The 14,477-nt window shown below is 50.3% G+C and carries 10 protein-coding genes and 1 tRNA gene; 5 read left to right on the forward strand and 6 right to left on the reverse strand.

Annotated features, from left to right (window positions below; translation table 11 throughout):
• Window positions 1-139: 139 nt before the first annotated feature.
• The 3 genes from HRU77_06685 (at window position 140) to fliE (ending at window position 3,077) form a co-directional block, all read left to right on the forward strand.
• Window positions 140-1,336 (forward strand): PAS domain-containing protein, encoded by a 1,197-nt coding sequence (locus HRU77_06685; protein QOJ20407.1) that lies wholly within the window; start codon window positions 140-142, stop codon window positions 1,334-1,336.
• Window positions 1,333-2,655 carry a sigma-54-dependent Fis family transcriptional regulator gene (locus HRU77_06690; protein ID QOJ20408.1) on the forward strand — a complete coding sequence of 441 codons (1,323 nt, stop codon included), beginning with the start codon at window positions 1,333-1,335 and terminating at the stop codon, window positions 2,653-2,655. The genes HRU77_06685 and HRU77_06690 overlap by 4 nt, the downstream gene beginning before the upstream one ends.
• Window positions 2,656-2,753: 98 nt before the next feature.
• The gene (gene fliE / locus HRU77_06695; GenBank protein ID QOJ20409.1) at window positions 2,754-3,077 is read left to right on the forward strand and encodes a flagellar hook-basal body complex protein FliE; all 324 of its coding nucleotides are present in this window, start codon (window positions 2,754-2,756) and stop codon (window positions 3,075-3,077) included.
• Window positions 3,078-3,112: 35 nt separating this feature from the next.
• On the opposite strand, the gene HRU77_06700 is transcribed toward fliE, so the two are convergent.
• The 6 genes from HRU77_06700 to HRU77_06725 form a co-directional block, all read right to left on the reverse strand.
• On the reverse strand, window positions 3,113-4,966 hold the full coding sequence (locus HRU77_06700) for an ABC-F family ATP-binding cassette domain-containing protein (GenBank protein QOJ20410.1): 1,854 nt from the start codon (window positions 4,964-4,966) through the stop codon (window positions 3,113-3,115).
• Window positions 4,967-5,418: 452 nt separating this feature from the next.
• Entirely contained in the window at window positions 5,419-6,492 is a 1,074-nt protein-coding gene (locus HRU77_06705; GenBank protein QOJ20411.1) for an HlyD family efflux transporter periplasmic adaptor subunit, read from the reverse strand.
• On the reverse strand, window positions 6,476-8,632 hold the full coding sequence (locus HRU77_06710; GenBank protein ID QOJ20412.1) for a TolC family protein: 2,157 nt from the start codon (window positions 8,630-8,632) through the stop codon (window positions 6,476-6,478). The genes HRU77_06705 and HRU77_06710 overlap by 17 nt, the downstream gene beginning before the upstream one ends.
• A gap of 1 nt (window position 8,633) precedes the next feature.
• Window positions 8,634-9,959 carry a glycosyltransferase family 2 protein gene (locus tag HRU77_06715; protein ID QOJ20413.1) on the reverse strand — a complete coding sequence of 442 codons (1,326 nt, stop codon included), beginning with the start codon at window positions 9,957-9,959 and terminating at the stop codon, window positions 8,634-8,636.
• Window positions 9,960-9,962: 3 nt separating this feature from the next.
• Window positions 9,963-11,345, reverse strand: coding sequence for a diguanylate cyclase (locus tag HRU77_06720; protein QOJ20414.1), 1,383 nt, complete (start codon window positions 11,343-11,345; stop codon window positions 9,963-9,965).
• 772 nt (window positions 11,346-12,117) lie between these two features.
• A tRNA-Leu gene (locus HRU77_06725) sits at window positions 12,118-12,204 on the reverse strand.
• Between the two features lie 109 nt (window positions 12,205-12,313).
• Here HRU77_06725 and queA point away from each other — a divergent pair.
• Together queA and tgt are read left to right on the forward strand one after the other, a co-directional pair.
• Window positions 12,314-13,348 (forward strand): tRNA preQ1(34) S-adenosylmethionine ribosyltransferase-isomerase QueA, encoded by a 1,035-nt coding sequence (gene queA / locus HRU77_06730; protein ID QOJ20415.1) that lies wholly within the window; start codon window positions 12,314-12,316, stop codon window positions 13,346-13,348.
• Window positions 13,345-14,430 (forward strand): tRNA guanosine(34) transglycosylase Tgt, encoded by a 1,086-nt coding sequence (gene tgt / locus HRU77_06735; GenBank protein QOJ20416.1) that lies wholly within the window; start codon window positions 13,345-13,347, stop codon window positions 14,428-14,430. The genes queA and tgt overlap by 4 nt, the downstream gene beginning before the upstream one ends.
• Window positions 14,431-14,477 lie beyond the last annotated feature (47 nt).

Raw genomic sequence — 14,477 nt, forward strand, 5'->3', positions numbered from 1 at the left:
ATTGATGCGATGATTATCTATAAACCTATAAAATCTGAATGGGTGAATAGAATAGTTTTGCTCGCCTTATTTGCGGCATTGTCGAAACCGGGTGCAGTGGTAAGCTAGCGACCATCCCCAATCACCGTCATCTAAATTCGTGCAAAGTAAAAAGGTCAGCAAAATTAAGCCGGTATCGGCCGATCAGGAGCAGCTCAAGCTGGCGTTTGCGGCTTTTAACGAGGCATCGGAACAGCTATCCGGTGTTTATCAGGATTTACAACACCAAGTGGCGCAACTCACACGCCAGCTGGCACTCGCCAATGGCGAATTGCACAAACAGCTAAGCGCAAAAGAAAATCTGTCACAGCAGTTAAGTCTGTTGTTAAATGCATTACCCGGCGGTGTGATCGCTCTGGATGCGCAGGAACGTATCGAGCAAGTCAATCCGGCGGCCATTGCCATCCTCGGCGAATCGCTGCTGGGTTCGGCCTGGCAGCAAGTCATCCAGGAGCGCTTAGCGCCGACCGCGATCATCAATGAATGGCTGCTAAAGCAAGAACACAGAGTGCGGTCACGGCGCATCCGCATCGAAAGCAGTGCAACCGATCCGGCCGGCAGACGCATTCTGCTGGTAAACGACATCACCGAAGCGTATGCCATGCAGGAGCTAATCCGGCGCAACCAGCGCCTGACTTCCATGGGCGAAATGGCGGCTAACCTGGCACATCAGCTGCGCACACCGCTCTCGACCGCGTTGCTGTACGCCAATCATCTGGGAAACGATACGCTCCCTTCCACCGAACGGAAGAAATTCGCCGCCAAAACCATCGAGCGCCTGCATCATCTGGAGCATTTGACCAAGGATATGCTCCGTTTTGTAAAAGGCGAGGCGAGACGGCGGGAACCTGTGGTCGTCAGCGATTTATTAGCCGAGTTGCGCCAAGTTGTCGAACCGCAAATGGCGCAGCGCGATTTACAATTCACCGTCGCTGACCACAGCGCGGCGGAAACCATGATTACGGATCATCAGGCTTTATGCGGCGCCATGATCAGTTTGCTGGAAAATGCCATGCAAGCTTCTGCTGCGGGCGGACAAATCGTTCTCGCCTGCCGTTTGCAGGAAAAAAACATCATGCTGAGCGTTCGCGACGATGGTCCCGGTATCGATGCCGCATTGCAGGAAAGATTATTCGAGCCTTTTTTCACCACGCGCGCGGAGGGCACGGGATTGGGTTTAGCCATTGTCCGCGGTGTCATCGAGTCCATGGGCGGTGATGTGCAAATCCATTCAGCACCGGGCGAAGGAACCGAATTCAGGGTACGGCTGCCGAGAACTACAGGAGAAAAAATATGAAATCTTTACCCATTCTGGTGGTGGAAGACGATGAGGATTTACGCGAAGCCGTTTGCGCCACGATGAAACTGGCCGGTTACGAGGCTTTGGCGGCTGCCAACGGCCATGATGCCATGACTCTGCTGCAACAAACACGAGTCGGCATGGTGGTCAGCGATGTCCAGATGAAACCCGTTGACGGATTTACGCTATTAAAGAAGATCAAGGCATTCGATGCGGAGTTGCCGGTATTGCTGATGACCGCCTACGGCGATGTGGAAAAAGCGGTAGCCGCCATGCAGACTGGCGCGTGCGACTATTTGCTCAAACCATTCGATCCGGATAATTTGCTCGCGCATGTCCAACGGCATGCTCTATCCCAACCGGAACAGGATGATAAAGTGGTCGCCAAAGATCCACGCACCCGGGCATTATTATCCCTGGCCAAGCGCGTTGCCCAATCGCCGGCCACGGTCATGCTGACCGGTGAGAGCGGTTGCGGCAAGGAAGTCATCGCACGCTTCATTCATCAGCATTCGGCACGTTCCGCCAAGCCGTTTGTCGCCATCAATTGCGCGGCCATTCCGGAAAATCTGCTGGAAGCCACATTGTTCGGTTACGAAAAAGGCGCATTCACCGGCGCGGCGCAAGCGCAACCCGGAAAGTTCGAGCAAGCGCAGGGCGGCACATTATTGCTGGATGAAGTATCGGAAATGCCGCTGGAACTGCAAGCCAAATTGTTGCGCGTGCTGCAGGAAAGGGAAGTGGAACGCGTCGGCGGGCATAAAGCGATTAAATTGGACATCCGCGTGCTGGCAACCTCTAACCGCGACATGATGGCGACGGTTAAAAGCGGCCGGTTTCGTGAAGATTTATACTACCGCCTCAACGTGTTTCCGATCGAAATCCCTCCCCTGCGGGAACGGCCGCTGGATATCGAACCTTTGGCGCAGCGCGCACTTGCGGAAGCAGCCGCCGGTTCCGGCCATGCCGCTCGTGCAATGACAAAAGCCGCGATTGATAAGTTAATGCGCTATTCCTGGCCGGGTAATGTCCGAGAATTGGAAAACGTCATGCAACGCACCCTTATTCTGGCGGCGGATGATCTCATCGATGCGGAACATATTCATTTACCGCACGCTGATCCCAACCGGCAAGCCGATGAAACCAATGAAGCCGCTGCGGAACCGTCTTCCGAGGATATCAAGACGCTCGAACGCAAGCATATACTGGAAACTTTGGCCGCTGTTAATGGTTCGCGCAAATTGGCCGTAAAGAAGTTGGGCATCTCCGAACGAACCCTGCGCTATAAATTGCAACAATACCGCATGACCAGTTAACCACGGATTTCCCATACAACAGACATGTGCGATTTTGAAAAATTTTAAGACAGTTATAATTTTACAAGCAACAGCAAAAATTGAGAGTGGAGTAAAGCATGGACAAATCCGGGATCGATAGCATTTTGCAGCAATTACAAGCAACGTCGGCGCTTGCTTCCGGGGTAAAAAAATCGGCGGGCACGGACGAAGTTACCGGTGTCGATTTCAGCGAAAAGCTAAAAGTGGCTGTGGATCAAGTCAATGCGGCACAGAAAAGCGCAGATAAGCTGAGCGAACAATTTGTCAGCGACCAATCGAATGTCGATTTACATGAAGTGATGATCTCATTGCAAAAAGCCAATGTGTCCTTTCAATCGATGGTGCAAGTCCGCAATAAACTGGTGACCGCCTATCAGGAAATCATGAACATGCAGGTCTAGGACCGGCGGATAGCCGTCACATCGGTTTCACTTTTTTATTCTTCCAGCGCCATTTCCAGTTCCAGCCAGTTTTCTTCCAGCTCGGCCACTTTTTTCTCCAGTGTGGCATGCATCGTACTAAGCCGGTCAATCTCCTCGCGCGGATAGTTCGTATACGTCGCCAGATCGGCCAAACGACGGCTTATTTCGGCCAATTCTTTTTGTGCAATGGTTAAAGCTGCTTCAAGTTTGGATTGCTTGGACAGCAAAGCTTTTTTGTTCGGCTTTGACGCTGCTTTGGGTTGCGTTTTTTGCACCGCCGCCTTTGTTTCTGCGGCTTCACAGGAACGGCGCGCTTCCAGCCAGCTTTTATAATCTTCCAAATCACCGTCCAGCAACTGCGCCTGACCATCCGCCACCAGCCATAATTCATCCGCCACGGCTCGCACCAGGCTGCGATCGTGCGATACCAGTACCACGGCGCCGGAATAAGCTTCCAATGCCAGCGTCAACGCATCGCGCATATCCAGATCCAGATGATTGGTGGGCTCGTCCAATAACAGCAAATGGGGTTTTTGCCAGGCCAATAACGCCAGCGCCAAGCGGCTCTTTTCTCCGCCGGAGAAGCTACCGACCGGACGATTCTCGCCATCCCCGCCCAAACCGAACCGCCCCAGAAATTTGCGCAGATCCAGCTCGGTTTGCGCCGGCGCCAGTTGCTGCATGTGCTCTAAAGGCGTCGCCGCGCCGTCGAGATTTTCCAGCTGATGCTGCGCAAAGTAGCCGATACGGATATTTTGCGCCCATTCCAACGAACCGGTGGCCGACTGAATATCTCCGGCCAACAGCTTGATCAACGTGGATTTCCCCGCGCCGTTCGGCCCCAGCAGTGCAATCCGCATCCCTGCTTGCAAGATCAGATTCACCTGCTGGAACAGCGGTTGATCGCCGTAACCGAAGCTCATGTTGCTGGCGCGCAATAAGACATCGGGACTGCGTTCGGGCGCTTCAATCTGCAATGCAAAATGTCCGTCTTCAACCTGCACTGGCGCTAACCGGGTTAAGCGCTCCAGCGCCTTGATACGGCTCTGCGCCTGTTTGGCCTTGGTCGCCTTGGCACGGAAACGGCGCACAAAGTCTTCCATATGCGCGATTTGCCTTTGTTGCTGCTGCAAAGCTTGGGTATGTTGCAGCAGACGCTCGGCGCGAGCACGCTCGAAATCGTCATAATTGCCGCTATACCCGTCGATTTGATGGTTATGAATATGCGCGATGCGATTGACGCAGACATTGAGAAATTCGCGATCGTGCGACACCACGATCAGACTGCCCGGATAACGCGCCAGATATTGTTCCAGCCACAGAATCGCCTCCAGATCCAAGTGATTGGTCGGCTCGTCAAGCAGCAGCAGATCGGCGCGATGCATCAAAGCGCGCGCCAAATTCAAACGCATGCGCCAGCCGCCCGAAAAATGGTTGACCGCCCGCTCCAGTGCGGCATTGGCAAAACCCAATCCGCGTAATAGCTGCGCCGCACGTGCTGGCGCGGTATAACCGTCAATGGCTTCGTAGCGCTGCTGCGCTTCAAACCAGGCAGCATTGTGCTCGGCTTGTGCCAGAATTCTTTCCAGTTGACGTAACTCGACATCGCCATCCAGGACAAATTCAATGGCTGATTGCTCGGAATTGGCGATTTCCTGTTCGACGAATGCGACGGTTTTACCGGCTTGCAAACTAACTTCGCCGCTATCTGGTTTGATTACCCCGCGAATCAGCCGGAACAGCGTGGATTTACCACAGCCGTTTTTACCGACCAGTCCCACGCGCTGATTGCCAAAAATCTGTAAATGGCAATTTTCCAGTAATGGAGTTCCGCCTTGCAAATAAGTCAACGACTGAATATTCAGCATAACATCTCAGAAATTTTAGTACTGCCGATCGAACAAAGAACAACTGAAGAAAATAAAGGCGCGATCATACACGATATGAATGATCAACTTATCCAACTTTGCAGCAAACCAAGCCGGCACGCGCGGCAGCGCCTATACGGTTGCTTCACAAAAACCAAACAAACATATAACCACATGATAATTAAAGCATAACAAAATTGTTAAATAATTAAGCAGACTGAGGATTCTCTTTATCCTCCGCTAAGTTAATTATCAAAGCCGGACCTTATGCACAATGTTATCCACAAAAAATGTGGATAAATGAAAATTGCGGAGGGTTAAGAAGACGATAGCTTATGCGCTTGAGCGAATTTCTTGACGCCACGGTGTCTGCTGAATTGATTTTCTTTTTGCTTGACCATGATTTTTGGCCTTGCCGGATCAAACGCGTTTATATATCGAGAGTGACCTGCTCATTGTAAATAGATCGTCACCGGCATCCCGTTGATCAGCCGGTTTTTGACATTCCCGACAAATTCCATTTGCGCCAATATCGCGAATTGAACGGTCTCCAGCGGACTGATTTCCGCAGAAAAAGATTTTTGCATGACACCCGGAACGGATACTATTTTGGCCTTGGCTTTCTCGCCGTTAGGAAACTTAACCTGAACGGTTTGACCCACCACCGCATAATCCTGGTATTTCGGCGGAATGTAGGCATCGATATGCACTTTTTCGGGATATATAATCTCCAGCAGAGGCTGGCCGCGGCCCAGAAATTCACCAGGCTGCGCGAATAATTCCGCCACCATCCCGTTTCCCGCCGGTGCAACGAGTGTTAATTGGTAAATTTGATCTTGAATCTTATCAAACTCCAGTTGCAACTGGTTGATCCGGTTCGAGATCATGCGTATTTCCGGCGACTGACCGTGCTCCTGGCTATATTGCCGGTCACGTTCCTGGCGTTCCGCTCGTTCCAGCGCCGCCAGATTTTCCAACGCTGAATGATGCTGACTCCGGGCTAACGCAACTTCCGCTTGCGTTGCGGCACCCTGTTTGAATAGCGATTCGTACTGGCGCAAGCGCTGAGAGGAAAAATTTTTCTGCTCTTGGGCGAATCTCAGCAGTTCCATTGCGCTCGCTCTGGAGTGATCAGCCCGCAACAGCATTTTTCTTTTCTCCTGCACGAGCGCATCAAGCTCGACTTGCAGCCGGTCGCGGTTATCGAATAATGCAGTATTGACCAACTCAGCTAATCGCGCACCTTCGGAAACCGTTTGCAGCGGCTCCACAAATAACTGTTGAATATAACCATCGACAGCCGTGCGCACGGTAAAATTGGGCACCCGGATGCGGCCGTTGGCTTCAATATTGATCACTTCCCAGGCAATCACCGCAAGTAGATAAACGACCGGGAGGCTGGATACCGCAATGATCAAGTACCAGCGCCACGGCTTGGCAGATCGCTTGGCCGCGCTGTATTGAACACGTAATCCCCGATCGACATCGGGAGCTTTATTTTCTGGTTGATTAAAGCGTATTTTCATGAAGATAGCTTCCCAAATCTTGCCATGATTGAATCACAAGCCCGGTAAAATTAGGCGCCCGAAGCTGCTCCTGCAATTGCTTCATTGCTTGGAGGAAAGTGGTTTGCGGTTTGTGCGCATAACTGTTTTCCGGACCCAACTCACGTTCCAGGCTTTGCGCCAGACTGAACGAGAGATCCGGGTATTGGTTCATGACCGGCTTCAGCACAGCAACAATATTGGCCGGATTGGTCGAGTAATACATGACGGTAATCTCGTTGACACCTTTGGCTTTCAGCTCGCACGGAACACACAGATCGAATGATGCCGCTGGCGTCAGATAGCGTGGATGGATGCTGATACCTACCGGCCACGGGGAAGTAGCGGATACCTGGCGCACCGTTTCGAGCAATGCTTCCAGCCGCTCTTTTCCGGATAAATCCGCCACCAATTGGTCCGGCTCGATATCGAGGTGCAGACCATCAAAATTGATACCGCTCAATTTTTTGACCAGCTGCAATAACTTGCCGCGTTGCGCGGGCAGAATCCAATCGGGATCGCCCAGCAGCAATTCAACTTTTTTCCCGCGCCGGTGCGCATCCGTCAGAAATTTTTTCAGCCGCGCGGACTTCGCCGCAGCCATGGAAATCTGCTGTTCATCCAAGGAAACCAGGAAGCGGTCGATCTCGACAACCTGTTTTTTCTCCCACAAACCCGGTTGCGCCATTAATTGATCAAAATTCCAGACATACACGGCCACTCGTCCGAGAGAAACTTGTGCATTCACTCTAGCCAGTTGATTAACATGCTTCGGCCCTGCCTGCTTCTCGCCGCCGACCAGAAACGACACAGCCTGCTGCAACGGTTGCATCAGTTCGCTCACATTGATTTCCGGATGAGAATTTCTTCCCTGAGCTTCCAGCAACGAAATAAATTGCCGCAAGCGGATATGCAGCTTCCATTGCTCCGATTCGGCTTCGACATTCTCAATCGCAATCCGGTAATAGGTATTCACCGCTTGCAAGTACTTCTCGATCACATCGCCGTCGATAACCTGCAAACGCAGATTCCGTTCCCGCATCAATTCCCGCGCCGCTTCCAGGCGCGTATGCTGAAATTTGATTTGCTGCGCCAATTGTTGATAACTGCTGAGGAGCGCGCGGAATTCATGCTGCAATTCCTGATCGCGATGGGTGTAATCCGCCCGCAGGCTGATCAATTGACTATTTAACCGGGATTCCTCATTTTTCCGCAGACTCATAATCTCCAGCGGCATTCTGAAATTAAAACCGACAGATCCGCCATAACCAAGCTGCATCGATTCCGGCGATGGATGCGGAATAGCCGGCCCACCGAAAGCCGTCGCGTTGACATCGGACTCGATACCGCGCCAATTTTCCTTTTCCTTGGTGTTTTGAATATTTTCTATGCGCGCTTGCAGTATTTTCAGATCCAGCTGCTCGATGTCCATGAGTGTGTTGCCTGCAATTTCGTGCAGCTCGGGCTTCACCGGTTCGAAAGGGGAAATTTTGGCATTCGTCAGGTACCCCAACCGGATTAACGCTTGATCGCGATTGTTGCCGAATTCTATTTTCAGCCGCTCCGCACGATCAAAAGCGGAAAGGAACTCGAGATAATCCGACGTAAATAACAAACCTGCCTCACGGCGTTTATTCAGGACATTAGTGATCCCGTCGTCGCGCAAGCGCAGGTAAGATTCGGTCAAAGCCAGCATCTTTCTTGCACTCCAATAGGCGGCATAGTTCTCTTCCAGAAAAAGTTTCGCCAGCCGTTTACTCCAATCCAGCCGGATGCCTTCGATTTTCACTTGGGTTGCGGCGTCATCAATCGCCCGTTGCTGTCTTTCCGCACTGCCCAGCAAAGGATAACGCACGCCAATGCGGCCCAGCGGGTCAAAGAAGTGCCCGAAAGGCTCTCGGGCAAAAGGACTTTTTTGATAACCGGCGGACACCCCGCCGAATATTTCCCAGCCCTTCTGCGCTTCCTGCACGTGCAATTGCGATTGTTGCGCGTCCAAATCGGCTTTTGCCTTTAGAACTGTTGCCGCTTCGTCAAGATTCGCATAAAACTCGGTCAGCGTTCTCACTTCTGCGGTTGCGTTGGCCGTCAGCAGCACTAACAAAAGCAAGAAACAACGCATTTTACTGCTTCCCTTTTTTAAGCACCCACAAGGGTGCCATCGCGGAATCCAGATGACCTTTGTTGAGTATCTGATTCAAAATCGCAACAGTGCTCCATATGCGCGAAATAAACTGGAATAGCGGGTAAACCGGAAGAATTAAAGCAGCTTCGCAGTCCTCCCATTTCCTATCCGAGACCAGCGCAAGGTAGAAAATATATTGCAGCGTAATCAAGCATAAATAGAATATATAAACCAATATCATGCTGAGCAGAAAAGTATGGAGAGGCAGTTTTACCGCCAAATAGACGGTATAAATCACGATCGAAAAAGGCATGACGATTTGAAACAAGATGCCGTACCACAGCAGAAATATAAAATTGCTCCACCCCATCATGGCTGCTGAGATTCCGTACTTGTGTTTATTCGAGTAGATATACCAAAGATCGCCATCCCAGCGTAAGCGTTGCTTGAGAAAATCCTTGAAAGTCTCCGGTGCGTCGGTATGGGAAACCGCTCCGGGTTCAAATTCAATCCGCAGATGTGGATAACGCTTATGGTATTGCTTGATGCGCAGTGTCAAGTCGAGATCTTCGGCCGTACCGGTATTCCATCCGCCAATCTTTTGAATGAACGATTTTCTGAAAATACCGAATGCGCCGGGAACGTTATTGATGACGTTCAGCTTTGCAAATCCTAGCTTGCCAATTTGCATGGTCAGCATGTACTCCAGACTCTGCAGCCGGGTAATGAGCGTACTCCGGGCATTGCGCACACGCATCGGTCCAGTAACCGCCACAATACCGGGATTGCGGAAGTGCGCCACGGCAGCGCTCACCATCTGATTATCGAACGAAGTATCGCCATCCAGCGCAAAAAAAATCTCACCATGCGCCCGGCTCAAACCGGCGTTCAATGATGAGACCCGTCCGCCGCGTTGAATTTTCGGAACAATGATCAACGAGCGCTTGGTGTAATTCGCAACCACCGAGGCAAGTTCCTTCAAAGCTTGATAAGTAGCCAGATTTTTTTGCACACCGTCGACCATCGCAATGATTTCAATATGCCCCGGATAGACTTGCTCCAGCAAAGAAATCACCGTACTTTGCACCGCCTTTCCTTCCGCGTAACAGGTGATCGCACAAGTCACCTTGGGGTGGTACGGAAGAGACTCCGGCGCTTCCGCCGATTTCTTGAACAGATAGCGGAAGACACTTATCCAATTGAGAAAATACAGCGGTAATTCAAAAAACAACACGAATGGAATCAGCATGAAAATATACTGCAAATCGTGATAGCGCGAAGTTGTTACAAGAAAAAAGGTCCAGACCAGTTGCAGACTTTCCATGAACTATAACAACTCGCCCGCAAGACGCGCCAATAGGAGCTGGGCATTCTCCTTACCGGATATATTCCGCGAAGAAATCCCGATAAAACGGAAATCCAGTTTGTGCTCACTTTCTTCCAGCAGCGTTTTCATACTGCTTTCGATACGTTTTTGAAAGCCGTGTAGCCCTTGTTCATCGGTATTCGGCAGCAACAGCCACAACATGTTCTCGGAAGTCCGCGTGGAAAGATCGGGGGTGCGCAGCAGGCTTCTCAAGCGTTGCGCAAAGGATTCGAGCATTTGCAGCAACCGCGCATGGTTAAACAGCTCCGCCAAATCCGGCAAATTGGCAAAATAGATACCGAATAAGCTGAAATGCACATTGAGATAACGTTGCGATGTCACCATCATCCAATCGAGATCGTGAATAAATAATTCACGAGAAATAAAATCGAGTTGATCGAAACCCGAAGACAAATCGAATACTTCGCCGCGAAAAGCAATCGTCCTGCCTTTATCGCTCAAGCGCCAGCTATGCACTTCATTCAGAACGAGATCGCCGGGCTTCGTTTCTTTTTCACACATCGCGCAACGGACCTGCACATCGCCTTCCACAAATGATTGACTGCACGATTGACAGCGATAGTTCTCGATCGGCCGGTCATAGTCGCTGCCGATATGCCGCAAATGCGTATGGCACTTAGGGCACACGATAGTGCCGCTGTGCATGAATCTATCCTGCACATCGACGCAACCGCAAGTAAAGCAATGCAAGGAAGCCTGCAATTTGATATCGATCGACAGACAATTCGGGCATACATCGATAAAACTCAAATGCGCCGAACGGCAATAACTGCATTCCCGCTGCCGGTCAACCATCGTCAAAGCTTCGATTATTTTATTATTGGCGAGATTACGCAGCCATTCGAAAGAGTCGGCCCCATCCTGACTCAGTGCTTCCAGCAGCGGATAGCGGTAAAAACGTGGATATTGCCACTCATGGTGCGGCTGCAGAATAAAATCCGGACGTAACCACAAATATTTGATTAATCGGCCTTGGCGTGTAATGTAAGTCTCATTACTCTTCAGCGATTTCAGCAAATCCTCAACTTGATTCACCGCTTCCCGTAAAACCGGCGGCTGCGGCAATTGGCCATCCAATAATAAACTATCGAATGGAGCAACCGGGTCGGCCGCGAAACACAATGATGCAAAAACGTCATCATCTCTGCGTATTTTTCCAAGCACTGAAGAAATATATTGCCGGTCTTTTCCAGCGATGATGAATGCGGAAGGAGTGATTTTATTTTTTTTCCAGCCGGAAAAATCACTGAAATGGCAAACTTCGAACAGATCTTGATAGTGATCCGGTAAATCGGTCTTTTCTTGGGAGAAAAAAATAAGCATTGTCAGCTTTCAATAATCCTAAACCATTTATCCGATTAACTTTCCACAAAACATTAAATAATACATATATATCATTATATTAAAAAATTATTTTAGGGCATTTTCTTACTATTATACTCAAAAATTCCTACATGAATGCTTTGAATAAAGCTAATATTGGACTTTATATTGAAGTTTCGAAAAGAAAATTTCTCTGATACGTGACGCAAAAAACGCTGACGGCTGATTGCAGCCACCACCGCGAATGCCTTTAACTCGACAATTTAAATACGCTATCAATTGGACAAATCGATTCTTTACCGGCCTAACCAGCCAGCATTCTCACTTTTCCACCGGCAAGCCATTCAGTTTTTCCTTGACATTTCAAATAATCCACAATCCGATCAGATTCTAGAAATCCTTCCTCACAATTTTGTATCAGGATGAAAAGTATCCCATAACCATATGATAAGTGTCACATAATTATTGTGTTAAATAATTAATCAGATCAACAAAAATCCTTAGAAATATGCAGGTTAAGTACTGAAGCCAAGCAATTATTCACAAAGTTATCCACAGAATTTGTGGATAATGAATAATATACTTTGATAAATAAGAAAAAGATTGATTACAAAATCAATGCTTGCGTTGAATGAATAGTCTTTGAGCGTATAGGCCGATTGCACGCTACACGAAGATCAACACTACGCTGTTTACAGGAAATTATAAGAACGAAGAATCGTTTGCATGCAGTGCACAGTTTATACACAGTGATTTTCTTGATTTATTCGAGTGGTGCCGAGAGGGGGAATCGAACCCCCATGATGTCACCATCGCGGGATTTTGAGTCCCGTGCGTCTACCAATTCCGCCATCTCGGCTAAACACTTCGCCTGTTTTCGAACAAACAGAAGGCGCAATTATCACTGAAAAGCGCAAGTACAGCAAGCCGCATGGGCGGAAAACATCCGCTACCGGTATAATACCGGCATGAAGACTCAGGATTTTGATTTCCACCTGCCCGCCGAACTGATTGCACAATTCCCCGCTGAACATCGCACCGGCAGCCGGTTGCTCCATCTGGATAGCAATCAAAATCGCTGGCAGGATACGATATTTTCCAATCTGCCTGATTACCTGCGCGCTGGGGATGTGATGGTATTCAATGATACTCAAGTCATCAAAGCGCGCTTATTCGGGAAGAAGGATAGCGGCGGCAAAGTGGAAGTCATGGTGGAACGGATACTCGATGATCGCCATGTTTTAGCGGTTATCCGCGCCAGCCATGCGCCCAAACCGGACTCAACGTTACTGCTGGCGGATGCAATACCGGCGACCGTGGTCACGCGTGAGCTGGAATTTTATACTTTACGCTTCGAGCATGAAAAGACGGTTGCGGAATTGCTCGAACGCTACGGCCAACTGCCGTTACCCCCGTATATTGGCCGCCCGGCCACTTCGGCAGACGAAGCGCGTTATCAAACGGTTTATGCGCGAAATGCGGGCGCTGTCGCTGCGCCGACGGCCGGATTGCATTTTGACGCCGGCATGATGGATCAATTGCGTGCGATGGGCGTCATGATCACTTATGTCACCTTACATGTCGGCGCAGGAACATTTCAACCGGTGCGGGTTAGCAATATCGCCGATCACGTCATGCACCGCGAAACCTACCATATCCCCCAAGCCACCGCGGATGCAATCCGACAAGCCAAGCAATCGGTCGGACGCATTCTCGCTGTCGGCACCACCTCGCTGCGGGCGCTGGAATCGTGCGCAGCGCTGCACCAGGGTCAGTTGGTTGCAGGCTATGGCGATACGCGGATTTTTATTACGCCGGGCCATCGTTTCCAAGTGGTCGAACGCTTGCTGACCAACTTTCACTTACCATGTTCGACGTTGCTGATGCTGGTCTCGGCATTTGCCGGCATGGATAATATCCGGCGCGCTTATCAGCATGCGGTTAATGAACGCTATCGTTTTTTCAGTTACGGAGATGCCATGTTGATTGAGAGGAAGTCATGAAATTTCAGTTGCATTCAACTGATAAAGCCGCTCGCCGAGGAACATTAACGCTCGCGCACGGTACGGTCGAGACCCCGGTTTTCATGCCGGTGGGCACTTACGGCGCGGTCAAAAGCATGTCGCCCGCCGCGCTGCAAGCGACGAGCGCACAAATCATTCTGGGCAATACCTTTCATTTGTGGCTGCGCCCCGGCTTGGAAGTTATCGAAGCGCATAACGGATTGCATGACTTCATGGGATGGCACGGCCCGATATTGACCGATTCGGGCGGTTTCCAGGTTTTCAGCTTGGGTGAATTGCGCAAAATCACCGAGCAAGGCGTTCACTTCAAATCGCCGGTCAATGGCGACAACTGTTTTTTATCGCCGGAAGAATCGATGCGGATTCAACACACGCTCAATTCCGATATTGTGATGATCTTTGATGAATGCACGCCTTATCCGGCGGATGAAACCACTGCTCAGTTATCCATGGAACTCAGCCTGCGCTGGGCGGAACGTTCCAAACAAGCGCATCACGATAACCCGAATGCGTTATTCGGCATCGTGCAAGGCGGCATGTTCGAGCATCTGCGCGACCAGTCATTGGCCGGTTTGCAGACCATCGGTTTTGACGGCTACGCGATCGGCGGATTATCCGTGGGCGAACCCAAGGCAGACATGCAGCGCATCCTGACACATACGGCACCGCTGTTGCCCGCCAATAAGCCGCGTTATTTGATGGGCGTCGGCACGCCCGCGGATATTGTGCATGCCGTAGCGCAAGGCATTGACATGTTCGATTGCGTGCTGCCGACGCGCAACGCCCGCAACGGCTGGCTGTATACGCGCCACGGCATCCTCAAATTGCGCAACAGCCGTTACCGGTTGGATACCTCGCCGCCGGATGAGCAGTGCGGTTGCTATACCTGCCGGCATTTCAGCCGCGCTTATCTGCACCATTTGCAGCGCATCAATGAAATGTTGGGCGCGCACCTGAACACCGTGCACAATCTGTTTTACTACCAGCAACTAATGGTAGAAATCCGTAGTGCAATCGAAAACAAACAATTTGAGGAATATGCAGAAGAATTTCTGGCATAAGGGATCATCATGTTAATATGTAGCCTTTTTAGAAAAGGGAGAGTTTT

The sequence above is a fragment of the Gammaproteobacteria bacterium genome (assembly GCA_015709615.1).
Classification (GTDB): domain Bacteria; phylum Pseudomonadota; class Gammaproteobacteria; order Burkholderiales; family Nitrosomonadaceae; genus Nitrosomonas.

Excerpts from the sequence above, each read along its gene's own strand:
- fliE (QOJ20409.1), top strand. The coding sequence starts at position 2,754 with ATGGACAAATCCGGGATCGATAGCATTTTGCAGCAATTACAAGCAACG.
- tgt (QOJ20416.1), top strand. The coding sequence starts at position 13,345 with ATGAAATTTCAGTTGCATTCAACTGATAAAGCCGCTCGCCGAGGAACA.
- HRU77_06705 (QOJ20411.1), bottom strand. The coding sequence starts at position 6,492 with ATGAAAATACGCTTTAATCAACCAGAAAATAAAGCTCCCGATGTCGAT.
- HRU77_06720 (QOJ20414.1), bottom strand. The coding sequence starts at position 11,345 with ATGCTTATTTTTTTCTCCCAAGAAAAGACCGATTTACCGGATCACTAT.
- HRU77_06700 (QOJ20410.1), bottom strand. The coding sequence starts at position 4,966 with ATGCTGAATATTCAGTCGTTGACTTATTTGCAAGGCGGAACTCCATTA.
- HRU77_06715 (QOJ20413.1), bottom strand. The coding sequence starts at position 9,959 with ATGGAAAGTCTGCAACTGGTCTGGACCTTTTTTCTTGTAACAACTTCG.
- HRU77_06710 (QOJ20412.1), bottom strand. The coding sequence starts at position 8,632 with ATGCGTTGTTTCTTGCTTTTGTTAGTGCTGCTGACGGCCAACGCAACC.
- queA (QOJ20415.1), top strand. The coding sequence starts at position 12,314 with ATGAAGACTCAGGATTTTGATTTCCACCTGCCCGCCGAACTGATTGCA.
- HRU77_06690 (QOJ20408.1), top strand. The coding sequence starts at position 1,333 with ATGAAATCTTTACCCATTCTGGTGGTGGAAGACGATGAGGATTTACGC.